Genomic DNA, 26,175 nt, shown 5'->3' on the forward strand with positions numbered 1-26,175 from the left:
TTTATTTAAATTATATTTATGTCCTCCAATATACAATGAAAAGTAGATTGAGCCAAAAAAACGCAATGTGCGTTTCATGAGTTAACGGATAAAAGGAAAACTGAAGGGCTTATTTTGGATAATTGAAGGCTTTTCTAAGCCTCCGCCCATGAGAGTTGCCTAAAACTATTTTAAATTTGTTACATATTCTGCTTCATTAAATCCCAATATTATTCCTTTGTTATATTCAACAATAGGACGTTTAATCATACTGGTGTTTTCTTGGAGGAGCTTGTTTGCACTTACACTATCAACGACCTGATTTTGCGTTTCTTGTGACAACTTTTTCCATGTTGTTCCCTTTTTGTTTATTAGAGCTTCCCAATCTACATGAGTCTCCCATTCTTTTAATTTATTTTCACTGACACCTTCTTTTTTAAAATCATGGAATTCAAATGGAACATTATTATCTTTCAGCCATGTAAGTGCTTTTTTTACTGTGTTGCAATTTTTGATACCGTATACGTGTAGCATAAGAGATACAATTTAGTGAATCCAAATTTAATCAATCCTCTTTCATTTTTTTAATAATTTGTACTTCAGGATATTTTTGCGGCGCAGAATAACAAATTCAATTCGAGTAGGGATAGTTTGTTGTGATCTAATTATGAAGTAGGGAAGAATGTGAAAGTTTCCTAAAAATCTGATTGTTACATTTCTTTTGAAAAGTCAAGATTTTACATTTTGTGCAAATCATAGTGTATTTAGTACACTGTTAAAATTAGGAAGTAATAATAATTTTTAATAATTTAGTAGCTTCAAGTTTCATGAAAGATTAAAATAAATCAATAACAAAAATATGAGCCTAAAAGATTTTAAAGGTGTATTGACAGGAGATCAAGTACAAGAGTTGTTTGAAGTTGCGAAGAAACATAAGTTCGCTTTGCCTGCGGTAAACATTATCGGGACAAATTCTATCAATGCGGTTATGGAAACTGCAAAAGCAGTAAATTCTCCTGTAATTATTCAATTGTCAAATGGTGGCGCACAATTCTATGCTGGTAAAACCTTGAACAATGATAATTTACAAGCTTGTGTATTGGGAGCGGTGTCTGCAGCTCAGCATGTTCATTTATTAGCGGAGCATTACGGTGTAGCTGTTATTTTGCATACGGATCATGCCGCTAAGAAACTTTTACCTTGGATTGACGGCTTGTTGGATGCTGGTGAAAAATTCTTTGCTCAACATGGTAAACCATTGTTCTCTTCGCATATGTTGGACCTTTCTGAGGAACCTATTGAGGAAAATATTGAAATTTCGGCAAAATACTTGGCTCGAATGAAACCACTAGGGATGACTGTAGAAATTGAGTTAGGTGTTACAGGTGGAGAAGAAGATGGTGTTGACAACTCGGACGTAGACAGTTCAAAATTGTATACTCAGCCAGAGGAAGTTGCTTATGCTTTTGAAGAATTATCGAAAGTATCTGATAAATTTACAGTAGCAGCTGCATTTGGAAATGTTCACGGTGTTTACAAACCAGGTAATGTAAAGTTACAGCCAGTTATTTTGCATAACTCACAAGAGTATATTTGTGAAAAATATAATCTTAGTACTGAAAAGCCAGTAAACTTTGTGTTCCATGGTGGATCTGGTTCTTCGCCTGAAGAAATTGCAGAAGCGATTTCGTACGGTGCAATCAAGATGAATATCGATACAGATATGCAATGGGCGTTCTGGGAAGGTGTTAGAGCATACGAAGCCAAAAATCACGACTATTTGCAAGGACAGATCGGTAATCCAGAAGGAACTGATTCGCCAAATAAAAAATATTACGATCCGCGTGTGTGGTTGCGTAAAGGTGAGGAAGCATTTGTTGCCCGTTTGAAAGAAGCATTCGCTGACTTGAACGCTGTAGATGTAAATAGTAAACTGTAATCCACGAAAAGAATAGCATAGAAAAAACGCCCTCAGAGAGGGCGTTTTTTTATGTCAAAATAGGTTAAATATATCGTTTTTGATAGCAATTGGCTTATTTTTTGACAATCAACAATAAAAAGTCAAATAAATATGAAATTTTTAGGAGTTAGTGTAATACTTTTATTAATGGCCCAAGTTAGCTTTGGTCAGATAAAGCAAAATGTTGGCGATTTTTCTTCAGTATTAGCGACCGACAAGATTCAGGTTGAGCTGATTAAATCAAATGAGTCTTTGGTAACCTTCGAAGGACAAAATCACGAGAATGTTAAGGTCGTGAATACCAACGGATCCTTGGTGTTGAAAATGAACGCGTTGAATATGCTTCAAGGAGGCAATATATCTGTTAAAGTATATTATAAAACTTTGGGCAATGTTGAAGCGAAAAAGGGCGCTAAGGTATTTGCGACCACAGATAATACAATTTCGGCCGATCACTTAAAGGTATATGCTTCGGAGGGCGGGCTGGTAGATCTGTATGCTGACGTAAAAACAGTTGAGATCAAAGTAACTTCGGGTGCCACAATAGCGCTGTATGGAAAGGCAAACAAACAAGAGATTATCTCGAACTTTGGAGGCAAATATGAGGGGAAAGATTTTAAGACTTCCACTACTATGGTTACTGTCAATGGTGGCGGTAAAGCAGATGTCTATGCCGCTGATTCCATTGAAACAAAAACGCGCGGCGGTGGTATCATTGATGTCTATGGAAAACCAGAACAACGTGTAGAGAAGAAAATGGCGGGGGGCACAGTCAATTTTAAATAAGCTAAACTGTCTTGGATTTGTCAATTTTACTTTGTGTTGATTTTATTGAATTTTTATCAATTGAACTGATATCTGATGTAAGAGATCAAATAAAAAGGGTTTAGCCCAATGCTTAAAGTAATTATTGTTTAACCTTTTTATTAAAAAGGTCAGTAGTTTTGTTTTTCTAGTCAGAAACCTTCTTCATTTGTGTCTAAAATAGTTATTTTTGTGAGGGAATAATAATAAAAATAGTATTATGGCGAAGCGTAATTATGTTTCAAATTCAACGGAGTCTACGCGCATGTTCAAAAATGACTTTTTGGAGTCATTGACGAAAGTGCATTGGAGTGTACCTTTGATTTTCTATGTACCTGTGGTGGCTTTCTTTTCGTACAAAGCTTTAGTTTGGGGAGATATTCCCTTCTTAACATACATGGGGTATTTTGTTTTTGGCTTGGCTTTTTGGACTGCTTTTGAATATGCTCTACATCGATGGGTATTTCACTATCATCCCACGACGGAGTGGGGGAAAAGAGTCGCTTTTATTTTCCATGGTGTGCATCATGATTTTCCTAGGGACCGTATGCGCTTGGTGATGCCGCTGTCAGCGAGTATCCCACTTGCCGCCTTGGTGTATCTCGGATTCACATTGTTTTTCTCAGATGAATTTGTTCTGGCTTGCTTTTTTTCAGGTTTTATGGTGGGCTATTTAATCTATGACGAATGTCATTATGCGATGCATCATGCTAATTTTAAAAGCGGTATTTTCAAGCGTATCAAGCAACATCACATGTTGCACCATTATTCTGATCCGGAAAAAGGATTTGGTGTAAGCTCTTCCTTATGGGATGAAATCCTACGTTCGGGCTTTGAAGAAAAAGAGTCTAAAAAAGAAACCTCTTCATTAAAAGAAGAAAAAGCATAAAGTTGGTTTTGTCCCTGATAAGGCCCTTGGATTATCCCCAAGGGCCTTTTATGTTTTTCTAAAAATTCTTCTGTAATTATTTTTTATGGTAGCATTTATTTAATGCTTGCCTTTAAAGCTTTTTATATTAAAGGTTTCTTGTTGGGATTAGCATTTAGATAGTCAAATTTGAACTGGAACATCTGAGCCATTTTCTGTGCACGCCATTTTGCCTCTTGTGCTTTTTCACCAGCAAATAAGTCGTCCACCGTTGCTTCAAATAGTTTGAGCCATTGGGCGAAATGTTTTTCTTCTATGGGTAAATTCATATGCGGAGGAAAAGGGCTGCCAAAATAACTGTGTTGATCCAATAGAAGCGTTTGCCAAAAAGTGTACATTTTCTCGAGGTGTACAGGCCAATTGTTTTGGATACGATCCTGAAAAATAGGTCCTATCGTTGTGTCGCTACGCACTATACGGTAGAACTCATCTACTAATAATTTAATGTCATCGAGAGTTTGGATGTCCTGTTTCATCAACGTACAATCTAGCTTTTGAATAAGATTTAAATGTTGGTAAAAAACTTATTCATCGTGTTTTTTTATACCCTAAATATAGTAACATTTATGGAGAGCGATATCACTCGGATGTAAAGAAGGCTGGCTAAAATTTTGTATTTTCCTTTTATTGTCAGTAAATTGAATCCATACTAAGGGAAAACATATGGGAAAGTACGTCTTTTTAATCCTATTGTCAGTGGGATTTTATACTGCCGAAGCGCAGATTACAACAATTTCGATCAATAAGGAAAATTTTCAGGCCTCTAATTTCCCATTTAAGGGCAAACGGGTATTGCAAGTGGAGCGTATCCAAACGTCTAAGGAAGATAATTACATTGTTTTTTCAAAAGACGAACGTGGCGCAAATCCTGATAATCTTTATGTGCAGCATTTTCAGCAAGTCGACGGCATGTGGAAGGTTGTAACTGCTGAGACAATTTCTGAAGTGGGGGTAATAACATCGGTTTGGGAATCACGAAAGGCTTTTTTTGATGCCGATAAAGATGGAAAATTGGATGCGTTATTTGTCTATTCAAGACATCCACAGGATAATGTCCAGAAGCAGCTCAGTTGTATTGGTTTAGTCCTGTACAAAAATAAGTTTTATCGCCTTCGTGCTGAAGAAGCTGATGGTTATAGTCAGACAACGTATTCTGAAAATTATTCATCTTTACCAGTAGAGGTGAGGGAAAATGTGGAACGTTATTGGGAGAATCTTGATAAAAGATAATTGACACTTATGAATTTAATGTCTTGGATTTGCCGAAAGATCATCATGCCACGATCTTTCGGTAGACCTGTTTTATCTTATAGTTCATTGGGAAACGGAGTCTGCGCACTTATTAATATCAATCGATTAATTTAAGAAGAATTGGTTTGATAGGCTACACTCATGGGGCTGGTTGGCTGAAGTAATTTAAACCTTAATTCTACTAGAGTGCAGCCAATAATTTTCTTTCTTCCTCAATTTGTGTTTTACTTATCACATAACGGGAAATGCGCTGTTTCTTTAATTGATCTATCGTCTGAATAAGGTCTTTTGTACGTGCTTCTTTGCTAGGTTTAATCAATACAATCATATCCTTCGTATTGGGCATGGTACTTATCTTTGCTTTTAGTTGTGCAATAACTGTCGATAATTCTTTCTCGATATTTACCGCTACTTTTGAAGAGCTGATAGGTTTTTTATAATCTCCATGATACCACATAAATTTTCCTTCGCCTAGAATCAGTGTTGCTGTACGATTTTCATCAATCAGAATTGGACTTTCTACTTCTGATTTGGTTTTGTCTGGCATAGCAATATCCATTGCTGACGGTTTGTTTAAAGTTGTGGTCAGCATAAAAAATGTAATGAGGAGAAAGGCGAGGTCTACCATTGCAGTCAGATCCACTTTAGGAGCCATTTTTCTGCTTCTTATTTTTTTCTTTCCCGTTTCTGGTGTTTTTTGGTTTAATTCTGCCATGGTCGTCTTCTTTAGGTTAACACTGTTGTTGTCACTCAGAAGTATGATGTCGGAAGTAGAAAGATTCCATAGATTTTATTGGAAAATGCGGTTTTTTGTGCAAACTTTCCAGGTTTTTGAAGAATCATGTTCCATATCAGGAGTTTGAAAAGGCAATGATATTGTTCTAACTTTTGCTCGCAACTTAAGTTCGAACCGCGTAATACGCAAAAAGCCTTTCATTTCTGAAAGGCTTTTTCTGCGGAGAGTGAGGGATTCGAACCCCCGAACCTGTGACAGTTAACGGTTTTCAAGACCGCCGCATTCGACCACTCTGCCAACTCTCCGCGACAAAAGTAGAAATTCTGAATAGATTTACAAAACTTATTTTGCATTTTTCTTTAGCTAAATGGATGTGGCAATTTTTTGAAAGGTAATCTTATTGAATATTAGCTGTTTATTTTTGAATTTTTTAAGTTGCCAAATAAACTATAAGAGCTATCCAAAGGAGCTTTTGACAGCATATGCTTTGCATCCGAGATTTTTATTCTATTTATTTGAACGAGTCCATCACAAGAGTGATAAGGAAGCTTTTCTAATTACCAAATTGCCTTTCCAATTCCTCTAATTGCGAAATAATTTCATTAATATCTTGATCATTTTTTGCAATCTGCTTTTTGCCGATATAGAAATAAGAAAATAATATCCACCCGTAGGTAGGCAGGTAAGCCAAAAGATAATACGTAGAATTAGCTCCTTGTAGAATTTCCCAAAGATAGATTGAGAGTGCTATACTTAAGAGTATATGGTAAATAGGCAGGTTCCAATGGATTCTTTTCTTTCTAAATATATTGAATTGCCGCCATTGCAGCAGGTGTTCGGTTGGAATAGCCGTTTCGCTGATTTGTTTAATTTTATTTGCCGTTGTAAGCATTAAGCTAGCTTGTGTAAAACAGAGTAAAGATACAATGAAGAGGGAACTATACAAGGTTAGCGTCTTATGTCTAAAGTCAAGAAAATAGACTAACGCAATAATGGCTATGCCAGTGATTAATAATAAAATTGCACCTATTATCTCTTTCCTGATCAGTACCTGACGGAAACTTTTGATTCTACTCAGCTTAATCTGAGGCAGGATGTCATTCTGGTCATCTTGTTTCCAAAGATGCTTTAAATCGTTAAAGTCTTGCATATTTATGGAAAATTTCTGTTAATTCTTTTTTAATTCTATGAATTTTGACACGCAGATTGTTTTCTGTAATCCCAGTAATTTCTGCTATTTCTTCATATGGTTTTTCATCCATTACCAATGTGATTAATACTCTATCTGCCTCTTTTAGCTTACTTATGCATGTGTATAGAAGATCGATTTGTTGCACTTTTTCATCCGATGTTTCGTCAGGAATATCAATGAAGGTTCTGTCAGATATTTTTTCGACATGTTTCTTTTTCCGCAAGTTCATCAGGCAATTGTTGATTGCTATTCTATAAATCCAGGTGCTTAACTTAGCATCATTGCGAAAACTGTCAATCTTCATCCATACGGTGATAAATGTTTCTTGGATTAAGTCTTCAGCGCTATCTCGGTCTCCAGTATAACTGAGACATAGTTTGCGAATAGTCGGCGCATATTCCTTATAGATAATCTCAAAATTCTCTTTGCTGGTCATTGGATTATTTTAAAATTGTATCCAGTTCAGTGATTTTTGCGTAAAGGTTGTACTCCGAATCTTCGGCAAGGTCGCAAGGATTATGACTTTGATCAGATTGAATAAATGACTAAGCAGATTTTCACTCATACGCATAAATATAATGTTCATAAAATTGATTTTAAAATTAGAAATCTTGATTGTCTGGAATATTATGTCTATTAGATGTGCTAGTATTCGAGTTATTACACAAAAAGCAAAATAAAAATAATAGAATCAGGGAAGTGGATTAGTATCGGAAGGTTTTATCTGAGATGAAATTATTTGAGCTATGGGCAACGCCTTTGGTCCGAACCATGTAAAATGCAAAAAGCCTTTCATTTCTGAAAGGCTTTTTCTGCGGAGAGTGAGGGATTCGAACCCCCGAACCTGTGACAGTTAACGGTTTTCAAGACCGCCGCATTCGACCACTCTGCCAACTCTCCGCGACAAAAGTAGAAATTCTGAATAGATTTACAAAACTTATTTCTCGGAGATAGGCTTAGCGTTTGAAAATGAGCTAGATTATTTTTCTAAAAGCTTATGCAGGTATAATTTCATGGCAATGCTTTCGGATATTGGTAGCAATTTTATCGATAGGTAAATCGTCTTGATCTATACCAAATGGTTCTTCAATGGATTCTCCAATCAATTCGAGGGACGCCAAAACATATAGGATAAACGGTACAGCAATTACAACAAAATAACCAATCGAAAAAACATAACCTACGGGCAGGGTCATGGTATAGAAAATAATAAATTTCTTAATAAATGCACTATAGGCCAAAGGTATCGGCGTGTTTTTAATTCGTTCACAGGCACCACAGACATTTGTCATCGCAACTATTTCCTCATTGAGGATAATAAGTTGATCGCCACTTATGGTTCCGGCCTTATAAAGATCGTTTATTTTATGAAAGATCATATTGGACACTTGGTTTGGTCCATGCTTTTTATTATCCAATGCCTTCAATTCGGGATGTTCATTTTCATCTAGCATAAACTTGGTGTAGTCCGATCTTAAAAAATCATAAAGGGTCTCAGCAAATAGCGGTACTGCTTTCCTAAAAAAACTTCGGTTAACCTTATCATCTGTTTCTAGCATTGCATTCAATTTGTAGGACAAGGCTCTACTGACATTCGTTAAAGTTCCCCATTGTTTTCGGGCTTCCCACCAACGGTCATAGGCCGAGTTTGTACGAAAAACAAGTAAGAGCGATATGACAAAACCAAGGAGATTGTGGACGATGGTAATATTCTTTACCCAACTCTTTTCATTTAATTTAAGGAATTCCAATTCTACAAAGGCTATCGCCCAGGAATAAAAAGCAATTAAAACAAGGAATGGCAGTAACTTTTTAAAGGTGTCTGATTTGTGTAATTTGAAAGTTGCTGAAAGCCAGTCTTTGGGGTTGTATACGATCATATACAAAAATATAAATTGTTGCGAAAATTTTGCGAGTTAATTGCTATTGCCGTAACTTCATCGTGCTATGGCGCAACAGCGATCAAAAACAAAAAGAACAGGTACAAAAGGAGGCCCGGGTCGAGAGACTAAGTGGATTTGGATGGTAGCAGGAATGTTTTTATTCTTTCTATGTCTTGTCTTGTGGCATTATCGAGCTGGAATTATCTATTATTTCCGTGTGGCTAGTTCTAAGGATAAGTCGTTAACAAAGGAGGCTAAATACGATATCAGGAATATTGAGATTATGAGTAAGCATGACGATAAAGTGTTTGGCATTGACGTTTCTGCCTATCAGGAAGAAATAGATTGGCAAAATGTAAACACAATCAATGATCACTTTCCGATAGACTTTGTGTTTATCCGGGCCACGATGGGGGAGAGAGGAATCGATGGTAAGTTTAGCCGAAACTGGAGTAAAACTGAAAATAGGGCGGTTTTAAGAGGAGCTTATCATTATTTCAGACCCAACGAGAACTCAGTAAAGCAGGCTAAAAATTTTATTCGTAAGGTTAAACTTCAAGCTGGAGATCTGCCGCCAGTTTTGGATATTGAGGAGCATCCCAAACAACAATCTATGGATAGTTTGAAAGTTGGTCTAAGACGTTGGCTTGATGAAGTAGAAGCCCATTATAAGGTAAAACCAATTCTTTACTCAGGAGATAAGTTTTATAGTGATTTTCTGGAAAAGGAATTTGCAGCTTATACCTTATGGATTGCTAATTACAATTTTTGGGTTGAGAACCCCAAAGAGCATTGGACTTTCTGGCAATTTTCTGAGAAAGGTACCGTACGAGGGATTCAGGGCAATGTTGACCTTAATATATATAATGGTAAAATTGAGGAATTGGAAAAGCTGCTTATTCCTTTTAAATAAAGAATATATGTATAGATTTTTTATCTCACTATTTTGCGTTTGTTTTTTATCAGTGTGTAATCAAAAGCAATTGCAGGCAAAACCAAAATCCCGCCCGGGTATCCAACAACAAATCCCTTCCAATCCGCCTCTATTAACATTGAATAAGTTTAAAAAGCTTTGTAGTGTTGATGATATTCAGGTGCTTGATACCCGATATTGTGATGATTTTTTGCAGGGATTCGTTCCAAATTCGATTAATATTAGTTTTGAAGGCCCCTTTGATCATTTTCTGACGCAAGTTTTCCCCACCAAAGATCAAAAGTTTTTGCTAATCACTGATTCGGAAAATAATGAGGCTGTCATTGATCATTTGATAAAGTTAGGGTATATAAATATTGTTGGAGTTTTGGAAGGGGGGATTGAAACTTGGAAGAGTAAAGAGATGGTAGCGTCTTTAAGTACTATTACAGCGAGGGAATTTAATAAAAAATCAGTTGAGGGTCATATTGTAGATGTAAGAACAGAGAAAGAATTTAAAAGTGGACATATTGACAATGCAATGAATATTCCCTTAACAGATTTAGTTAATTTTGGTTCTGAGCTTAGAAAAGATTATGAGCAGTTGTATATATATTGCCAATCGGGATACAGGAGTACAATAGCTTTATCTATTTTGAGTTCGAAAGGATTTAAAAATATATGCAATATCCAAGGCGGATATAAAGCATTGAAAAAAGAAGAAAAGGAGAATCAATAATGGCTACTTTTGACCAGATTATTCAATCAAATTCGCTGGTTCTGGTGGATTTTTTTGCGACTTGGTGCGGTCCCTGCCAGACTATGGCGCCGATTTTACAGGATCTTAAGGAATTTTATCAAGACGATTTGTCTATCATAAAGATTGATGTGGACAAGAATTCAAAAATTGCTTCGATTTTTAAGGTAAGTGGCGTACCTACTTTCGTTCTGTTTAAGGATGGCCAGCAAGTATGGCGACAGAGCGGAATGATTCCCAAAATGGAGCTACATAAATTGATCGATCAGGTAAAGTAAATAAAAGATAAGGCGTCCAACCAAATTGGACGCCTTATCTTTTAATGATACTCTGGTGTTTTTAATAGGTAGTGATATATTACACTAAAATATTAAAATTCATCTTCATCATCGAAGTCATCCAATCCTCCAATCGGGTCGATTTCAGGTAAATCGAAATCATCATCGAAATCATCATCATCGTCATCAGGACCGTTAAAAGATGCGAATTTTACTTCTTCAAAATCTTCGTTAGCTAAAGTTGCCGTGTTCATAAAATAATACTTTATTGTTTCTTATTTAATGTTGTAAAATTAGAGAAGAAAACTATTTTTCAAAACTTTTTTTCAAAAAAATATTGCACTTTATTTTTCTGTTAATCAATGTGTTGAGTTGTATTTTAAAAATAAAAATTTATTTTATTTTATTTATTCATTTGTTTCGCCGATAGCGTTGTCTTCTGTGACGATATCTTTCATTTGTGGGAGATCTCTGACACCATTGATTCCAAAGTGATCCATGAACTGTGGACTAGTTGCATAAAGTAATGGTTTTCCTATACTATCTGCCTTTCCGGCGATTTTGATCAATTTTTTTTCAAGAAGTCTTTGAATGGAATAATCACAGCTGACACCTCTAATCTGTTCAACTTCCAGTTTTGTGATGGGCTGTCGGTAAGCAATGATCGCGAGTGTTTCCAGAGCCGATTGGCTTAATTTTCGTTTATTGTTGTGGTTTTGAAGTTGCTGAATCGATTCGTGGTACAGCGCTTTTGTCAAAAACTGGTAGGAATTGTTAATGTAGCGTAATTCGAGTACAGCATCTTCATCCTGATACTTGGTTTCAATTTTTTTTATCAAGTCACGCAGTTCGTCTCTGGATACTTCGATGGCTAAAGCTTCTTGTAAAATCTGTTTTATATCGGCAAGATCGATTCCTTCTGTAGAAGCAAATATAATTGCTTCAATATTTCTTATGACGTCTTTCAATGTAGCGTATTAATAGTTAATGACCTGTTCGACCATATGAGCTGGTAATTCGCGGAACTCATACTTTTGTGTTCGTAGTTGGGGAGTGAATCCAGCTTCCAAAATTGCTTCCTGTATAGATTTTGATGTAAATCGATGTGGCGCACCAGCTGCTGAAACAACATTTTCCTCGATCATAATTGAGCCGAAGTCGTTCGCTCCGGCGTGCAGACATAACTGTGCGGTACGTTTTCCGACTGTGAGCCAAGAAGCCTGTATATTTTTGATATTAGGAAGCATAATCCGGCTTAAAGCAATCATACGGATATATTCTTCACTTGTTACGTTATTCGTAATGCCGCGGAGTCTCTTTAGCAAGGTGCCGTCATCTTGAAAGGGCCAAGGAATAAATGCTATAAATCCATGCGATTCTTTTGGCTTTTCATCCTGGACTTCACGAATCCATACCAAGTGTTCAAAACGTTCTTCTATTGTTTCAATGTGACCGAACATCATAGTAGCTGAAGTAGGCAAATTTATTTTATGTGCTGCCCGCATCACGTCCAACCATTCTTTACCTCCACATTTTCCTTTTGAGATTAAACGCCTAACACGGTCATTAAGGATCTCAGCGCCTGCTCCAGGTAGAGAATCCAAACCCGCTTCCTTCAATTGAGTCAATACTTCAATATGGCTCATGTTCTCTAATTTGGAAATATGCGCAATCTCCGGAGGTCCAAGAGAATGCAGTTTTAGGGAAGGATAAAGCGCTTTTAATTGCCGGTAAAGATTCTTGTAAAACTCAATACCTAAATCGGGGTGATGACCACCTTGCAGTAACAATTGGTCGCCACCGAATTTAAAAGTTTCTTCTATTTTCTGTTTATAGCTTTCGATATCGGTGATGTAACTGTCTTCATGTCCGGGACGACGGAAAAAATTGCAGAATTTGCAATTTGCAATACACACATTTGTTGTATTAACATTTCTATCGATTTGCCAGGTCACCTTACCATGGGGTACCTGTATTTTACGCAATTCATTGGCTACGAAAGTCAAATCAGCTGTAGGTGCATTTTGATATAAAAAAATGCCCTCTTCCTTGGATAGGAACTCGAATCGGAGCGCCCGTTCTAATAAATTACTTACATTCATCAATAACAAATATAAGGAGCTTTTAGCTTATTTAAAGTTATTTGTACAATATTTGACGTCTAGATTGAATTTTAACAAACCTACTGACTTACGTAATAGAAGCATATGTTAGTGTAACAATAGTATTGCAATTTAAGATAGTGTATAAAATACAATAACTTGATTTATAGAGTTTTGTGAATTAATTGGTATTTTTCCTTTTTTTTTACATTTATTATTCTTTACATTTATTTAACAGATTTTAACATTTCTATTTAGTAACCAAATTAGAAAAAAAATAAATAACCAGGGGATCTAAATCTGATAGCAAGAACGGACTGTCGCTGTTGTTGTGCTTAAAAAAATAACCGAAAACTAAATATAAACCAATATCAATTTAAATAACTAAAGAATAAACATAAATTTTTTAAACCACCTATTTAGTAAAATTATGATGAAAAAAGCGGACAAAAATTGTTTTGATCTCATATTGCGCCAAAAGTTCAATACGAGGTTTCTGCTTATGAGTTCTCTTCTCGTTGGGGGAGGAATGACCACTCATGGATTTGCCAGTGGATTAACCAACCATGGCAAAGTTGAAGTCGTTTCATTGATGAAAACCAAAAGCGTACAACAGACGCCTATTAAAGGGGTCGTGAAAGATGCTTCGACAGGTCAAGGTATCACTGGTGTTTCTGTGAAAGTGAAAGGGAGCAGCACTGGAACGTCTACCGACGAGAACGGTGCATTTACCATTCAGGGAAAAGTGGGCGATGTGCTTATTGTAAGTTATATCGGGTACAAAAGTACTGAAGTAACTGTTTCGTCGAAAGCTGATCTTGCCATTTCGATAACAGCCTCTCAAGATGCATTAGAAGAAGTCGTCGTGACTGGTTATTCTACGCAACGTAAGAAGGATTTGACGGGATCTGTCGCTGTCGTCAATACGGACCAATTAAAAACTACTCCAGCCGCAAGTGCGGTCGAGTCTTTACAAGGTCGAGCGACAGGGGTTCAAGTTGTGACCGATGGTGCTCCAGGTTCTACTCCGCAGATTAAAATCCGAGGTTATAGTACCATTAATAATAACGAACCGCTTTATGTAATTGACGGGGTTCCATTTGAAGGAAAATTGAGCTGGTTGAATCAGAATGATATTGAAACAATGCAGGTATTGAAAGATGCATCGGCAGCTTCAATTTACGGTTCACGTGCCAACAATGGTGTAGTCATCATTACCACAAAATCTGGCAAATCTGGCAAACCACAGATTAATTTTGATTCGTATTACGGTGTTCAGGTGCCTAATAGCGGCCGTTTCCCAAAAATGTTAAGCCCACAGCAGATTTATAACCTAAATGATAATAAGGATCCGCTACCTGATTATTTGTTGGCTGGTGCTGTCTCGGGCAACAAAGTAACGCCAGCAGATGCCGATATGTCCAAATATAATTATGCGGATAACAAAGAGGAATTTTATCAAATTACCAAAGCGAATAAGGCAGGAACAAACTGGTTCAAAGAATTGAGTCAGAACGCGCCGACACAATCTTATCAGTTAAATACAGTAGGCGGCGGCGAAAATGCCTCTTACGCCGTATCCGGAGGATATTTGGGACAAAAAGGAACAGTTATCCATACGGGATTCGAACGCTTTAATGTACGTTCAAATACGAATTTTTCCGCTTTTAATAAAAAACTGCGTTTTGGTGAAAATATGCAGTATAGCATGACTAAAGGACATGGCGTCGGTGTAAATACAAATACAGCCGGCGATTATATCGGTGAGGGTAGTGCGATCGGATTTGCATACCGTATTAAGAATATTATTCCGGTATATGATGAAGGCGGAAATTTTGCAGGCTCTAGAGGCGGCTGGGGAAATGGTGAGAATCCTGTAGCAATTGCTTACCGCGCGAAAGATAATGTGAACAAAAGCAATTTCTTCTTTGGCAATGCTTTTGGAGAGTATGATATATTAAAAGGATTAACATTTAGAACAAGCTTTGGTGTCAAATATGAGAATTATTACAATTTAAGTTATACCTACCCGAATCTGGAATTTACAGAGGGTAGCGCAAACAGTGCATCGTCAGAGACCTCAGGTTATAATACGGAATGGACCTGGACAAATACTTTGAACTATAAGGCTAACTTTAATGATGCCCATAGCTTAAATGTATTGTTGGGAACTGAGGCTATTGATAATACCTATCGCCAGGTTCAAGGAAATGGAAATGGCTACTTTATTACAAACAGTACGGATTTCTTTTATGTGAGCCAGGCTTCTAAAAATTCGGCAGCAAGTGAAGGTGCTTTGGGATCTTTGTTTTCCATATTTGGAAAGGTCGATTATTCGTATAAAGATCGTTATATCTTAAGTGGAACAGTTAGAAGGGATGGCTCGTCAAACTTCGGATCCAAGAACAAATATGGTACTTTCCCTGGGGTGAGTGGTGCGTGGCGGATATCGCAAGAGGAATTTATGAAAAGTGCAAGCTGGTTAAATGATCTAAAATTAAGAGCAGGTTACGGTATTACAGGAAACCAACGTATTCCATCATATCAATATTTAAAGCGTTATGCAACTTCTATTAATTCGGCTTCTTATCCAATAAATAATGAATTAGTAAGTGGTCTGTGGGTCAGTGACTATCAAAATGAGAATGTAAAATGGGAACAGGTGGCGTCCTTAAATTTAGGATTGGACTTCTCAATTTTGGAAGGGAAGATTGATGGTGCTTTTGATTGGTACAATAAGAAAACTTCAGACATGTTATTTGCATTGCCACTACCAGGGACAGCTGTTGGTCGGGCGGCTTCGCCTTATGTAAATATTGGCGATATGCAAAATAAAGGGGTGGAGTTCTCGTTGAATTATCATCATAAACAAACTGACCCGAACAAGTTCAACTTCGATATTGGAGCAAACATCTCAAGAAACAAAAATACAATTGTCGGTTTGGCACCCGGTATCAACGATGTGGTATACGGTGCTTTCCGAAGCATGGAAACCTCTATTTTAAGAACAGGTCAACCTTTTGGTGCATTCTATGGATTTAAGGTAGCGGGGATTTATCAAAACGAAGCGGAGCTGACCCAATACCCTTCTTACGAGAAAGCGCGTGTTGGAGGGTTTAGATTTGAAGATGTGAATGGTGATGGTATTATTGACGCAAAAGATAATACCGTTATCGGAAGCCCTCACCCGGATTTTACGTATTCGCTTAATTTCAATGCCAATTACAAAAACTTTGATATCATGATGTACTTCTATGGTTCTAAGGGAAATGAGAATTATGAGGCAACACGTTACTTTACGGATTTTGGCGTTTTTGATGGTCAAAAGAGTGTACGCGTATTGGATGCGTGGAGTCCAACCAATACATCAAGTATGATTCCATCGCAAACGAAAGAAGAAGTTTCGGCTAATGAGTATGCCTCTTCTAGCTATTTCGTACAGGATGCAAGCTTCTTTAAGATGAAAAACTTACAGATTGGTTATAATTTCTCTACAGATAAACTCTTTGGTGCAAATACAGGCGTGAAAAGATTAAGAGCTTATGTCGGAGTAACAAATCTATTCACCATCACAAAATACGAAGGTCTTGATCCGGAAGTATCAGCAACACCATCGGATTATCCAGCACTTGGCGTTGATTTTGGGGTTTACCCACAATCTAGGCAATACATGTTGGGCGTAAGTTTAGGTTTTTAACGGAATTATAAAGCAATTAAAATGAAAAAGAGAACTATTCAATTATACAGTTTGTTAGGACTGACGACTTTAGGTATGCTTGGCTGTAGTAAAGGCTTTTTGGAAAAAAATCCTCAAGGGCAATTGATCGAAGAGCAGATTGAGGGAAAGAAAGGGGTAGAAGCAACCTTGATTGGTGCCTATGCAATTATGAACGGTAATATAAATGGCACTTGGGGGAACTATGGTTCGGCGCCAAGCCAATGGATTTTCGGAGAAATTACATCCGATAATGCACACAAGGGATCAGTAATCACCGATCAGCCAAACATGAATATGATCGAGTCTTTTACTACGATTTCCTCTAACGACAACCTAAGCACCATGTGGCAGGTATATTATGAAGGCATACTTCGTGCAAATACTACACTGCGTTTGTTGAGCCAAGATCAAAGCGGTAGCAAAACGATTAAAGCAGAGCGTGCTAAAGAAATTGAGGGTGAGGCGAAATTGTTGCGTGCACACTACTACTTTTTTCTGTGGCGTATCTTTAAAAATATTCCATATGTAGACGAAAATACAAGCATCGAAGAGGCTAAAGTTGTCAAAAATGATAAGGATGTACAACCTATGATCGAAAGTGATCTAAAGACTGCTATTGCGAATTTACCAGATAGCAAGATCAATGGTGAAGGTGGACGAATGGATCAACGTACTGCGAAAGCATATTTGGGTAAACTATACCTTTATCAAAAAAAATATACTGAGGCTCTGACTTTATTTAAGGATGTCATTGGAAGCCGTGACATCACAACAATGCCTTTCCAGGATAATTATGATGTCAATAAGGAAAATGGACCCGAAGCGCTTTTAGTGGCTAAGCATGCCATCAATCCTGATGGCGGTGGGGATAATGCGAATGTGGGTGATATGCTCAGTGGTCTTAATGGCACTAACCCTGTTGGCTGCTGTGGTTTCTACCAGCCTTCAATTGATCTCGTTAATGCATATAAGGTAGATGCAAATGGACTTCCGATGCTAGATGATTCCTATCGTACGAATCCATATACTTCTGATATCTTGTTGACAGATAAAACCGCTATAGCAAATTATAAATTGGATTTGAACTTAAAATTTGATCCACGGCTTGATTATACCGTTGGTCGCCGCGGTGTCAATTTCTTGGATTATGGGGAGTTTCCTGGTGACGCATGGCTAAGGCCGGAGGAAGGAAGTCGTCCGCATGGTGGTCCATTTACGGGTATTAAAACGATGATTCCGAAAAGTCAACATGCTGCTCATACACAGGCCGGTGCTGCTTATGTAACCGATCTTGATGTGAATATTATTCGACTTGCTGACGTAATTTTAATGGCTGCTGAGTGTGAGGTTGAATTGGGTAATCTTCCAAATGCTTTAAAATACGTTAACTCTATTCGGCTTCGTGCGGCACAATTACCATCTAAGACTACCGGGGGCGGAGTCGCCGCTGCGAAATACGAGGTTAAACCCTATCCGGCATTCACAAGTGCCGATCAGGCGCGTAAAGCTGTTCGATTTGAAAGAAGACTAGAACTAGCCATGGAAGGTCATCGTTTCTTCGACTTGGTACGCTGGGGTATAGCGAAAGAGGTTATTGCAAATTACGCAAAATTTGAAGGCAGTATACTCCCTGTATTTAAGAGCAAAGCATATGCGGATAAAAATGCTTATTTCCCGATTCCACAAGAGGAAATAAATAAAAGTAATGGTAGTCTAACACAAAATCAGGGCTACTAGTAGCTGACATAATAAATGCAAAGGGAGGAAATAAATCCTCCCTTTGCTGTTTTATAGGATTTGTATCTGAATTTTGGCAGTAGGAGAAATGGAGTTATTACTCTTTTTTGTATGTTTACACCAATGAAAAATTTCCTGCGTACGCTATTACTGCTTTGGCTTGTCCTATTTTCTACCCTTATTGTTAAGTCCCAGGATTTTGAAGACGTCTACCATATGCTTCAGGAATCCAAAATATTAGATGATCATTTCTACGGATTTTCACTGTATGACTTAAATGCTGATAAGTTTGTCATGGATGTTAATGGCAGCAAGCATTTCATACCTGCTTCCAACACTAAAATGTATACTACTTATGCTGCTTTGGCGCTGTTGGGTGATTCGATACCAGGTTTGGAGTATGTTGAACCCGGAGATTCGCTGTTAATCTGGGGAACAGGAGATCCGACTTTTTTGCATAATCGTTTGGATACAAGGGTGGTTTATGATTTTTTGAAAAGAACAAATAAAACGATTTATTTTGTTGCCGGTACTATGAGAAATAAATTCTACGCACATGGTTGGGCAATGGAGGATTTTGAAGCCTATTATCAGCCTGAAATAAGCACATTTCCCATCTATGGAAACGTGGTTACTTTTCGTCAAAGGGGATACAATCATTTAAATACCTCTCCCAGAATTTTTCAGAAAGACCTGGATTTTTTGCCTGAGCCTAAAAAAGGTGAATTCGAGCTTTCACGCTCTTTTCGAAGCAATAATTTTTGGATGTCTAAACGTCCAGTACCAAATGATTATGTCAATGAAGTCCCTTTTATTTATTCGGATAGTTTGTTTGTGAAATTGTTGTCGGATACACTAGGTAAGCAGGTAAATCGCCTGACCTATACAAAACCAAACGATACAAAAATATTGTATTCATGTGAAACAAAAAATCTCATTCGTGAAATGATGTTGCCCAGTGATAACTTTATTGCTGAACAGTTTTTAATGATGTGCTCGTGGAAGCAGTTTGGCCAATTTGATACCTACTTGGTGCGGGATTGGATGAAGAATAACGTTTATAAATATTTTTCAGCCGAGGTTGCCCTATTTGATGGATCAGGTCTTTCTTCCTATAATAAGGTTACTCCGCAAAATAATGTGGATTTGTTGGTTCTTCTGAAAAATAAATTACCTGATGAGAAGGATCGCTTTCGCCTTTTTCCAGCTGGAGGTATAGATGGTACGCTGAGAAGAACCTATAGCAAAGATCTTGGTGAACCCTTTGTTTTTGCTAAGACCGGAACTATTACCTCTGTCTATAATCAAAGCGGTTATCTCATTACACGGAAAGGAAGAAGAATGGCCTTTTCTTTTATGAACAATAATTATATTGATGATCGGGCAAGTGCAATTCGTAAAGAAATGGCTAAAATTATTACTTATATTCGTCAAACTTATTAAGCCAATTTAAATGGAAGCAATTGTAAAAAACAACAAAAAATTGATTCGTTCTTGGGCCATGTTTGATTGGGCCAATTCTGCTTACAACCTTGTTATTACTTCCACAATATTTCCAGTTTATTATACAGCAATTACTACAACGAAAGAGCATGGAGATGTTGTCAGTTTCTTTGGAATTGAAGTGGTTAATACCGCACTTTCCAATTTTTCTTTAGCTTTTGCGTATTTGCTGATGTCTTTTTCTTTGCCCTTTATTTCTTCGTACGCCGATGCAAATGGAAAGAAGAAGCAGATCATGAAATTCTTTACCTATATGGGCGCGATGGCATGTATGTGCCTATTCTTTTTTAAGCTTGATACGCTGGAAATCGGTATCATATGTTTTGTGCTTGCTGCAATGGGTTATATCGGCGGTGTTTTGTTTAATAACTCCTATTTGCCACTTTTAGCTACTGTTGATCAACAGGATAAAGTGAGCGCGCAAGGTTTTGCTTATGGCTATATTGGCTGCGTTACATTACAGATTCTTTGTTTTATAGTCGTTCTTAAACCAGGATGGTTTGGTATTACAGACGCCTCTTTACCAGCACGCATATCGTTTCTAATGGTTGGATTATGGTGGCTCGGGTTCTCTATGATTCCATTTAAATATTTACCCAAAATTGAGGCTACTGGTAATACTACAGGTAAAAGCTTCATACAGAACGTACGGGATGAATTTGGACACGTGATTCAAAAGATCAAAGGTATTCCTGAAATCAAACAGTTTCTGCCGGCATTTTTCTTCTACGCGATTGGTGTGCAGACCTTAATGATTGTCGCTTCTTCCTTCGGAGAGAAAATTCTGCACTTAGGTGCGGAAAGATTGATTGCCACGATTCTTCTTATTCAGCTTGTAGCCATTTTAGGGGCATTTTTAATGTCTTATTTATCCACACTGTTTGGAAATATTAAAGTATTGATAGTGGTAGTAATGATTTGGATCGGAATCTGCATATCAGCTTTTTATTTATCGACTCCGCTTCAATTTTATATTATTGCCGCACTGGTAGGTCTAGTCATGGGCGGAATTCAGTCGCTTTCACGTTCAACCTATTCGAAACTAATTCCACCTGATATCAAAGACACCACTGCTTTCTTCTCTTTTTATGACGTTACAGAAAAGGTAGCCATTGTCATCGGGTTATTTTCATTTGGGCTTATAGAACAAATAACACACAATATTCGGTACTCAGCATTGGTTCTTTCTTTATTTTTTGTAATTGGATTGTTACTTTTGGTACGGATTTTAGTATCCAATAAATCTTAATTTTATTGATCAAATTTAATATGAAAGTAGAACTTTTTGTTCCTTGTTTTATAGATCAGCTTTATCCTGAGACTGCGTTTAATACTGTTCGTTTACTGGAAAAAGTTGGCTGTGAGGTTGTATATAATCCCGAGCAGACATGCTGTGGCCAACCGGCATACAATGCTGGGTTTTGGGAAGATGCAAAGCAGGTTGGACGGAAATTTCTAAGAGATTTTTCAGGCGAGCATGTTATTATTTCTCCGTCTGCTTCTTGTACTGGGATGGTAAGGCACGGTTACAACGATCTATTCGCTAATTCTGCAGATTCTCATCAATGTCATAAAATACAACAACAGGTTATTGAAATATCTGATTTTTTGGTAAACATTCTGAAAAAGGAATATTTTGGGGCTGAATTGGAGGGAGTTGCCGTATACCACGATTCATGCTCGGCATTACGGGAATGCAAGATTAAAGATGAACCCCGAATATTACTGAGTAAGGTTTTGGGCTTGGAGATGGTAGAGGTAAAAGATAGTGAGACATGCTGTGGATTTGGTGGTAGTTTTGCAGTAAAATTCGAAGGTATATCGGCTGCGATGGCTGAACAGAAAGTGCAGAATGCTTTGGATATGCATGCGGATTACATCATATCGACTGATTCATCTTGCTTACTGCAGTTGCAATCTTATATCGATAAACATAAATTACCTATTCAGACCATGCACCTGGTGGATGTATTGAGCACTGGCTGGGGAAATATTTAAATAACACATAAATCTAAACACATGAATTCAAGAAGAGATTTTCTTAAAAACCTTGCATTAGCATCTGCTGGGATTGCATTGGCTCCTTCGTTGGAGAGCTTTGCAGCAGCGAAGAAAGATTGGTTTGATATTTCCCTGGCGGAATGGTCTTTGCATAAATCTTTATTCAAAGGAGATTTGAATAATTTGGATTTTCCAGCCTTGGCTGCAAAAAAATATGGTATCTATGGTGTAGAATACGTGAACCAATTTTTTAAAGATAAGGCGAATGATAATAATTATCTTACCGAGCTGAATATGCGTGCTAAAGATAATGGTGTACGTAATGTACTCATTATGATTGATGGTGAGGGAAATCTAGGTGATGAAGACGAAACCAAGAGAAAACAAGCTGTGCAAAATCACTATAAATGGATTTCTGCAGCTAATTTTCTGGGATGTCACGCCATACGCGTTAATGCTGCCGGTAAAGGGGCACCTGAGGAAGTGAGTAAACGTGTTGTTGAAAGCCTGACCGCATTGTCAGATATAGGCAAAAAAGCAGGAATCAGTATTATTGTAGAAAATCATGGTGGTATTTCTTCACATGGTGATTGGTTAGCCAATACACTAAAAGCAGTCGGTAGTAAGTATTGTGGAAGTTTACCTGATCTTGGAAACTTCTATGAATATGATCGTTATCAGGGCGTCACAGATTTGATGCCTTATGCGCATGGTGTCAGCGCCAAAACACATGATTTTGATGCCAACGGCAACGAAACGCAAATTGATTATGAGCGTATGTTAAAGATCATCAAGAAAGCAAAATTCAAAGGATACATTGGTATTGAATATGAGGGAAGTAAGTTGAGCGAGGAAGAGGGGATCTTTGCGACTAAAAGGTTGCTGGAACGTTTACGTCCTTTGATTTAATCATGAATAAATCAAGTTCTTTTCAATAGATGGAGAGAACTTGACTGTTATAAGGGACGTTTATTCATCTACCTCTTTGTGTCTTACAGGGCTTAAATTAGACATTGGTTGGTCTGATATCTACTTGATCCTATGAGATTAAGGTTATATAGAGGGTCATCAGTTTTCCATTTGCTGATGATGAAATAATAAATGGAAATTACACTACCACATTTTGAAAAACAACTATTAAAAAACATGAATTTTGAAAAGAATGCTGTTCTAGAAACCCATTTGGAAAAAGTAGGGGCGGAGCATGTATTGGTACAAGGGCACCCCGCCGGATTATTTGTATTATTCTTCACGGAGATGTGGGAGCGTTTTAGCTATTACGGTATGCGGGCGCTTTTAGTGAATTTTTTGGTTTCTACTATTGCACAACATGGTTGGGGATGGACTAATTCAGAGGCGATGAAGCTCTATGGTCTTTATACCGGAATGGTGTTTTTGACTCCGCTATTTGGTGGAATTATTGCTGATCGTCTCACAGGATATAGAAAATCCATTATGGTCGGTGCTATAATTATGACTTTGGGGCATATTGCTATGGCTTTAGAAGGGTTTAATAAAAGCTTTTTTTTAGCAGGTCTGGTGCTTATTGTTCTAGGAAACGGTTTGTTTAAGCCGAATATATCATCCATGGTTGGTAAGTTGTATCCCGATAAAGGGGGCAAAAAGGATGCCGGTTATACCATATTTTATATGGGAATAAATGGAGGAGCCTTCTTAGGAATGATGCTTTGTGGTTACATCGGCGAAAAGGTTGGTTGGCATTATGGATTTGGTTTAGCAGGTGTATTTATGTTTTTGGGTATGTTGCAGTTTTATTTCGCCCAACGGATTTTTGGAAAAATTGGAAATACCCCAGAAAGGAAGGAAGAGCTTACCGATGACGCAGTAAATAAGGTAGAAAATCCGAAACATGTCGTTCGTGATCGTTTGTTGGTGATTGTTATTTTTATGATATCAAGTATTGTATTTCACTTAGCATTTGAGCAGGCGGGTGGGTCAATGACAATATTTGCTAAAAATTATACACAGCGGGTGTTGAGTGGGGATGCAGCGATACTATTTAAATGGTTTGATGCTGCGTTGACCGTGTTGCCTATTGTAGTTATCACTGGTGTCTTGTTCGTGTTGGCTAAAAAAATTATTCGTAAATATCCCTTGATTATACTTTTTTCCAGTATTTCTTTTGTGATCATTTGGTCCTTATGTTTATGGAAGGTCTATCGCGAATATTATGATATGAATTCTGAAGTTACGGTATCATGGTTTCCGATGTTGAACTCTTTCTTTATAATTACACTGGCGACTTCATTTAGTAAGATATGGGAAAAAGTATGGAATCCTTCTGGGCCAATTAAATTCGCAATGGGTTTGACATTGGTCGGCGTCGGCTTTGCTGCTTTATCAATTGGTAGTTCGGAGATTCCCACTGGTGCAAAAGCTGCCTCAGTCAGTATGATTTGGCTGGTCTTAGCTTATTTTTTTCATACAGTAGGCGAATTATGTATAGGTCCGGTTGGATTGTCTTATGTTAGTAAACTGTCGCCAAAGCGATTCCTTGGATTACTGTTCGGTTTTTGGTTTTGCGCCAATGCTATTGCTAATTTTATAGGAGGCTTTATTGGGTCGTATATCGATAAGATTACCGAATCTCATTCCATGTCTTATTTCTTTGCTGTGTTTACAGTGATACCGATGATAGCGGCAGTATTCCTTGTTTTAGGCAATAAAAAAATAAAAAGGATGATGCATGGAATTGACTAATTCATAGAAAATTAGTGTATCTTCAAGCAATTTTTATCAAAATAAAAACAAAACCTGAGTTATAAAACAATTATTGAAATTATATGAATCAAGAAAAAGATCAAATTCTTGTAGCGCATCTGGCCAAGCAGGGTATAGATGACAAGATGGTGAGTGGGCATCCCGCTGGATTATTTGTACTATTTTTCACGGAGATGTGGGAGCGTTTTAGCTACTATGGTATGCGGGCTTTATTGACCTTATTTTTAATCAGTACGATCGCTGACGGTGGATGGGAATGGAGCAATGCGCAGGCGATGAAGTTATATGGGACCTATACTGGTCTTGTTTATCTGACTCCATTGATCGGTGGTATGATTGCGGATAAATTGACTGGTTTTAAGAAGGCTATCTTGATTGGTGCATTGATTATGACATTAGGACACTTGTCTATGGCGTTTGAAGCTGTCCATTCAAATTTCTTCTATTTAGGATTACTCTTAATGATTTTAGGGAATGGTATGTTTAAACCTAATATTTCTTCGATGGTAGGAAATCTATACCCAGACAAAAGTTCAAAGAAGGATGCAGGTTATACAATTTTTTATATGGGTATCAACGCTGGTTCATTTTTGGGAATGCTCCTATGTGGTTATATCGGTGAAAAAATAGGTTGGCATTATGGGTTTGGACTAGCTGGAGTATTTATGTTCTTCGGCATGCTACAATTCTATTTTGGACAGCGCATATTTGGTATTATCGGTAATACGCCTAAAGCGTTACAGGCTCATCATGACGAAAAGGTCAAAAATCATGAAGATATTGATGAGGTTATTCCTGGAAATGTTGTTAGAGACCGCCTTATCGTTGTTACAATATTTATGTTGGCCAGCGTGGTTTTCTTTCTTTCTTTCGAACAGGCTGGCGGTTCGATGTCAATATTTGCGAAGGATTACACGCAGCGTGTCTTGTCAGGAAGTTCAGCGATTACGTTTAAATGGATTGATACAATTTTGACCATTGTACCTATCGTAATTGTAACGATTGTTTTGACAGCATTGGCTAGAAAAATATATAAACAGTATCCGCTTACAATTTTGTTTACAGCAATTTCATTCGGTATTATCTGGGGCTTGGGTTTATGGAAAATATTTCGCGAGATCGGTATAACAGGTTCGGAAGTTGGCGCTTCGTGGTTTCAAATATTGAACGCATTTTTTATTATTTCTCTTGCATCTTCTTTCAGTAAATTCTGGGAAAAGGTATGGAATCCTTCTGGCCCCGTAAAATTTGCACTGGGTCTGATATTAGTCGGTATTGGATTTGCCGCGCTAGCTTATGGCGCCAATGACATTCCACAGGGGGCTAAAACAGCATCAGTCAGTATGGTTTGGCTTGTTATCGCCTATTTTTTCCATTCTGCAGGAGAACTTTGTTTATCACCTGTCGGGCTATCTTACGTAAGTAAACTCTCTCCGAAGAAATTTTTGGGCCTTTTGTTTGGATGTTGGTTTTGTGCTTCCGCAATCGCAAATTTCATTGGCGGGTTTTTAGGTTCTTATATCGATAAAATCACAGAAGAGCACTCTATGTCTTATTTCTTTATGATATTTGCTATAGTTCCAGGTGTTACTGCGCTTTTATTGATTGCGTTCAATCCGATATTGAAAAAAATGATGCATGGTATCAACTAATTTCGTGAGGGAATCCGTCTAAAAAGAAGCGTGGGCTGA

At 37.5% G+C, this 26,175-nt stretch carries 25 protein-coding genes and 2 tRNA genes; 15 read left to right on the top strand and 12 right to left on the bottom strand.

What is annotated here, in order from left to right:
* Positions 1-165: 165 nt before the first annotated feature.
* Positions 166-513, bottom strand: a complete 348-nt coding sequence (locus B2W36_RS17460; RefSeq protein ID WP_293885086.1) for an arsenate reductase — start codon at positions 511-513, stop codon at positions 166-168.
* Positions 514-838: 325 nt separating this feature from the next.
* Between B2W36_RS17460 and fbaA the strand changes: the two genes are divergently transcribed.
* From fbaA to B2W36_RS17475, 3 genes are all read left to right on the top strand, one after another.
* Positions 839-1,918, top strand: coding sequence for a class II fructose-bisphosphate aldolase (fbaA, locus tag B2W36_RS17465; RefSeq protein WP_293888957.1), 1,080 nt, complete (start codon positions 839-841; stop codon positions 1,916-1,918).
* A 132-nt stretch (positions 1,919-2,050) separates the two neighbouring features.
* Entirely contained in the window at positions 2,051-2,725 is a 675-nt protein-coding gene (locus B2W36_RS17470) for a head GIN domain-containing protein (RefSeq protein ID WP_293888959.1), read from the top strand.
* Positions 2,726-2,963: 238 nt separating this feature from the next.
* Positions 2,964-3,632, top strand: coding sequence for a sterol desaturase family protein (locus B2W36_RS17475; RefSeq protein ID WP_293888961.1), 669 nt, complete (start codon positions 2,964-2,966; stop codon positions 3,630-3,632).
* 122 nt (positions 3,633-3,754) lie between these two features.
* Here the strand turns inward: B2W36_RS17475 and B2W36_RS17480 are convergent, their stop codons facing one another.
* Positions 3,755-4,147, bottom strand: a complete 393-nt coding sequence (locus B2W36_RS17480) for a group III truncated hemoglobin (RefSeq protein ID WP_293888963.1) — start codon at positions 4,145-4,147, stop codon at positions 3,755-3,757.
* A gap of 187 nt (positions 4,148-4,334) precedes the next feature.
* On the opposite strand from B2W36_RS17480, the gene B2W36_RS17485 reads away from it, so the two are divergent.
* Positions 4,335-4,901 carry a hypothetical protein gene (locus B2W36_RS17485; protein WP_293888965.1) on the top strand — a complete coding sequence of 189 codons (567 nt, stop codon included), beginning with the start codon at positions 4,335-4,337 and terminating at the stop codon, positions 4,899-4,901.
* A 202-nt stretch (positions 4,902-5,103) separates the two neighbouring features.
* Here the strand turns inward: B2W36_RS17485 and B2W36_RS17490 are convergent, their stop codons facing one another.
* The 7 genes from B2W36_RS17490 to B2W36_RS17520 all read right to left on the bottom strand — a co-directional run bounded on the left by B2W36_RS17490 (position 5,104) and on the right by B2W36_RS17520 (position 8,730).
* A complete protein-coding gene (locus B2W36_RS17490; protein ID WP_293885080.1) occupies positions 5,104-5,637 on the bottom strand; it encodes an ExbD/TolR family protein in 534 nt (177 codons plus the stop codon).
* A gap of 241 nt (positions 5,638-5,878) precedes the next feature.
* Positions 5,879-5,963, bottom strand: a tRNA-Ser gene (locus B2W36_RS17495).
* Positions 5,964-6,211: 248 nt separating this feature from the next.
* Positions 6,212-6,808: a hypothetical protein gene (locus tag B2W36_RS17500; RefSeq protein ID WP_293888967.1), complete on the bottom strand. Its 597-nt coding sequence runs from the start codon at positions 6,806-6,808 to the stop codon at positions 6,212-6,214.
* Positions 6,795-7,286 carry an RNA polymerase sigma factor gene (locus B2W36_RS17505; RefSeq protein WP_293885078.1) on the bottom strand — a complete coding sequence of 164 codons (492 nt, stop codon included), beginning with the start codon at positions 7,284-7,286 and terminating at the stop codon, positions 6,795-6,797. Before B2W36_RS17505 ends, B2W36_RS17500 begins: the two co-directional genes overlap by 14 nt.
* A 9-nt stretch (positions 7,287-7,295) precedes the next feature.
* On the bottom strand, positions 7,296-7,436 hold the full coding sequence (locus B2W36_RS17510) for a hypothetical protein (RefSeq protein WP_209578865.1): 141 nt from the start codon (positions 7,434-7,436) through the stop codon (positions 7,296-7,298).
* Between the two features lie 229 nt (positions 7,437-7,665).
* Positions 7,666-7,750 (bottom strand) — tRNA-Ser (locus B2W36_RS17515).
* A 95-nt stretch (positions 7,751-7,845) separates the two neighbouring features.
* Positions 7,846-8,730 carry a bestrophin family protein gene (locus tag B2W36_RS17520; protein WP_293884613.1) on the bottom strand — a complete coding sequence of 295 codons (885 nt, stop codon included), beginning with the start codon at positions 8,728-8,730 and terminating at the stop codon, positions 7,846-7,848.
* 67 nt (positions 8,731-8,797) lie between these two features.
* Here B2W36_RS17520 and B2W36_RS17525 point away from each other — a divergent pair, with 67 nt between their 5' ends.
* Genes B2W36_RS17525 through trxA form a run of 3 tightly spaced genes read left to right on the top strand, consistent with a single transcriptional unit; the run spans position 8,798 to position 10,681 of the window.
* Positions 8,798-9,646, top strand: coding sequence for a glycoside hydrolase family 25 protein (locus B2W36_RS17525; RefSeq protein WP_293888969.1), 849 nt, complete (start codon positions 8,798-8,800; stop codon positions 9,644-9,646).
* 7 nt (positions 9,647-9,653) lie between these two features.
* The gene (locus tag B2W36_RS17530; RefSeq protein ID WP_293884615.1) at positions 9,654-10,385 is read left to right on the top strand and encodes a rhodanese-like domain-containing protein; all 732 of its coding nucleotides are present in this window, start codon (positions 9,654-9,656) and stop codon (positions 10,383-10,385) included.
* Positions 10,385-10,681 (top strand): thioredoxin, encoded by a 297-nt coding sequence (gene trxA / locus B2W36_RS17535; protein ID WP_209578861.1) that lies wholly within the window; start codon positions 10,385-10,387, stop codon positions 10,679-10,681. The genes B2W36_RS17530 and trxA overlap by 1 nt, the downstream gene beginning before the upstream one ends.
* Positions 10,682-10,773: 92 nt before the next feature.
* On the opposite strand, the gene B2W36_RS17540 is transcribed toward trxA, so the two are convergent.
* The 3 genes from B2W36_RS17540 to mqnC form a co-directional block, all read right to left on the bottom strand.
* A complete protein-coding gene (locus B2W36_RS17540; protein WP_209578860.1) occupies positions 10,774-10,935 on the bottom strand; it encodes a hypothetical protein in 162 nt (53 codons plus the stop codon).
* A 153-nt stretch (positions 10,936-11,088) separates the two neighbouring features.
* Positions 11,089-11,649, bottom strand: a complete 561-nt coding sequence (scpB, locus tag B2W36_RS17545; protein ID WP_209578859.1) for an SMC-Scp complex subunit ScpB — start codon at positions 11,647-11,649, stop codon at positions 11,089-11,091.
* Positions 11,650-11,658: 9 nt separating this feature from the next.
* On the bottom strand, positions 11,659-12,783 hold the full coding sequence (mqnC, locus tag B2W36_RS17550; protein WP_293888971.1) for a cyclic dehypoxanthinyl futalosine synthase: 1,125 nt from the start codon (positions 12,781-12,783) through the stop codon (positions 11,659-11,661).
* A 430-nt stretch (positions 12,784-13,213) separates the two neighbouring features.
* Here mqnC and B2W36_RS17555 point away from each other — a divergent pair, with 430 nt between their 5' ends.
* The 8 genes from B2W36_RS17555 (at position 13,214) to B2W36_RS17590 (ending at position 26,136) form a co-directional block, all read left to right on the top strand.
* A complete protein-coding gene (locus B2W36_RS17555) occupies positions 13,214-16,480 on the top strand; it encodes a SusC/RagA family TonB-linked outer membrane protein (RefSeq protein WP_293888972.1) in 3,267 nt (1,088 codons plus the stop codon).
* 21 nt (positions 16,481-16,501) lie between these two features.
* On the top strand, positions 16,502-18,238 hold the full coding sequence (locus B2W36_RS17560; RefSeq protein WP_293884618.1) for a RagB/SusD family nutrient uptake outer membrane protein: 1,737 nt from the start codon (positions 16,502-16,504) through the stop codon (positions 18,236-18,238).
* Between the two features lie 123 nt (positions 18,239-18,361).
* On the top strand, positions 18,362-19,681 hold the full coding sequence (locus tag B2W36_RS17565) for a D-alanyl-D-alanine carboxypeptidase (protein WP_293888974.1): 1,320 nt from the start codon (positions 18,362-18,364) through the stop codon (positions 19,679-19,681).
* A 10-nt stretch (positions 19,682-19,691) separates the two neighbouring features.
* A complete protein-coding gene (locus B2W36_RS17570) occupies positions 19,692-20,990 on the top strand; it encodes an MFS transporter (protein ID WP_293888975.1) in 1,299 nt (432 codons plus the stop codon).
* 20 nt (positions 20,991-21,010) lie between these two features.
* Complete coding sequence (locus B2W36_RS17575; RefSeq protein ID WP_293884621.1) at positions 21,011-21,739, top strand: (Fe-S)-binding protein; 729 nt, start codon at positions 21,011-21,013, stop codon at positions 21,737-21,739.
* Between the two features lie 21 nt (positions 21,740-21,760).
* Positions 21,761-22,651: a TIM barrel protein gene (locus B2W36_RS17580; protein ID WP_293884622.1), complete on the top strand. Its 891-nt coding sequence runs from the start codon at positions 21,761-21,763 to the stop codon at positions 22,649-22,651.
* Positions 22,652-22,888: 237 nt separating this feature from the next.
* Entirely contained in the window at positions 22,889-24,463 is a 1,575-nt protein-coding gene (locus B2W36_RS17585; RefSeq protein WP_293888976.1) for a peptide MFS transporter, read from the top strand.
* 83 nt (positions 24,464-24,546) lie between these two features.
* A complete protein-coding gene (locus B2W36_RS17590; RefSeq protein ID WP_293888978.1) occupies positions 24,547-26,136 on the top strand; it encodes a peptide MFS transporter in 1,590 nt (529 codons plus the stop codon).
* Positions 26,137-26,175: the final 39 nt, after the last annotated feature.

It is taken from the genome of Sphingobacterium sp. UBA3549 (assembly GCF_002376635.1).
In the GTDB taxonomy this organism is placed as follows: domain Bacteria; phylum Bacteroidota; class Bacteroidia; order Sphingobacteriales; family Sphingobacteriaceae; genus Sphingobacterium.

What these genes read in the sequence shown, in the direction of transcription:
- B2W36_RS17460 (WP_293885086.1), bottom strand. Translation starts at nt 513, where the DNA reads ATGCTACACGTATACGGTATCAAAAATTGCAACACAGTAAAAAAAGCA.
- fbaA (WP_293888957.1), top strand. Translation starts at nt 839, where the DNA reads ATGAGCCTAAAAGATTTTAAAGGTGTATTGACAGGAGATCAAGTACAA.
- B2W36_RS17470 (WP_293888959.1), top strand. Translation starts at nt 2,051, where the DNA reads ATGAAATTTTTAGGAGTTAGTGTAATACTTTTATTAATGGCCCAAGTT.
- B2W36_RS17475 (WP_293888961.1), top strand. Translation starts at nt 2,964, where the DNA reads ATGGCGAAGCGTAATTATGTTTCAAATTCAACGGAGTCTACGCGCATG.
- B2W36_RS17480 (WP_293888963.1), bottom strand. Translation starts at nt 4,147, where the DNA reads ATGAAACAGGACATCCAAACTCTCGATGACATTAAATTATTAGTAGAT.
- B2W36_RS17485 (WP_293888965.1), top strand. Translation starts at nt 4,335, where the DNA reads ATGGGAAAGTACGTCTTTTTAATCCTATTGTCAGTGGGATTTTATACT.
- B2W36_RS17490 (WP_293885080.1), bottom strand. Translation starts at nt 5,637, where the DNA reads ATGGCAGAATTAAACCAAAAAACACCAGAAACGGGAAAGAAAAAAATA.
- B2W36_RS17500 (WP_293888967.1), bottom strand. Translation starts at nt 6,808, where the DNA reads ATGCAAGACTTTAACGATTTAAAGCATCTTTGGAAACAAGATGACCAG.
- B2W36_RS17505 (WP_293885078.1), bottom strand. Translation starts at nt 7,286, where the DNA reads ATGACCAGCAAAGAGAATTTTGAGATTATCTATAAGGAATATGCGCCG.
- B2W36_RS17510 (WP_209578865.1), bottom strand. Translation starts at nt 7,436, where the DNA reads ATGAACATTATATTTATGCGTATGAGTGAAAATCTGCTTAGTCATTTA.
- B2W36_RS17520 (WP_293884613.1), bottom strand. Translation starts at nt 8,730, where the DNA reads ATGATCGTATACAACCCCAAAGACTGGCTTTCAGCAACTTTCAAATTA.
- B2W36_RS17525 (WP_293888969.1), top strand. Translation starts at nt 8,798, where the DNA reads ATGGCGCAACAGCGATCAAAAACAAAAAGAACAGGTACAAAAGGAGGC.
- B2W36_RS17530 (WP_293884615.1), top strand. Translation starts at nt 9,654, where the DNA reads ATGTATAGATTTTTTATCTCACTATTTTGCGTTTGTTTTTTATCAGTG.
- trxA (WP_209578861.1), top strand. Translation starts at nt 10,385, where the DNA reads ATGGCTACTTTTGACCAGATTATTCAATCAAATTCGCTGGTTCTGGTG.
- B2W36_RS17540 (WP_209578860.1), bottom strand. Translation starts at nt 10,935, where the DNA reads ATGAACACGGCAACTTTAGCTAACGAAGATTTTGAAGAAGTAAAATTC.
- mqnC (WP_293888971.1), bottom strand. Translation starts at nt 12,783, where the DNA reads ATGAATGTAAGTAATTTATTAGAACGGGCGCTCCGATTCGAGTTCCTA.
- B2W36_RS17555 (WP_293888972.1), top strand. Translation starts at nt 13,214, where the DNA reads ATGATGAAAAAAGCGGACAAAAATTGTTTTGATCTCATATTGCGCCAA.
- B2W36_RS17560 (WP_293884618.1), top strand. Translation starts at nt 16,502, where the DNA reads ATGAAAAAGAGAACTATTCAATTATACAGTTTGTTAGGACTGACGACT.
- B2W36_RS17565 (WP_293888974.1), top strand. Translation starts at nt 18,362, where the DNA reads ATGAAAAATTTCCTGCGTACGCTATTACTGCTTTGGCTTGTCCTATTT.
- B2W36_RS17570 (WP_293888975.1), top strand. Translation starts at nt 19,692, where the DNA reads ATGGAAGCAATTGTAAAAAACAACAAAAAATTGATTCGTTCTTGGGCC.
- B2W36_RS17575 (WP_293884621.1), top strand. Translation starts at nt 21,011, where the DNA reads ATGAAAGTAGAACTTTTTGTTCCTTGTTTTATAGATCAGCTTTATCCT.
- B2W36_RS17580 (WP_293884622.1), top strand. Translation starts at nt 21,761, where the DNA reads ATGAATTCAAGAAGAGATTTTCTTAAAAACCTTGCATTAGCATCTGCT.
- B2W36_RS17585 (WP_293888976.1), top strand. Translation starts at nt 22,889, where the DNA reads ATGAATTTTGAAAAGAATGCTGTTCTAGAAACCCATTTGGAAAAAGTA.
- B2W36_RS17590 (WP_293888978.1), top strand. Translation starts at nt 24,547, where the DNA reads ATGAATCAAGAAAAAGATCAAATTCTTGTAGCGCATCTGGCCAAGCAG.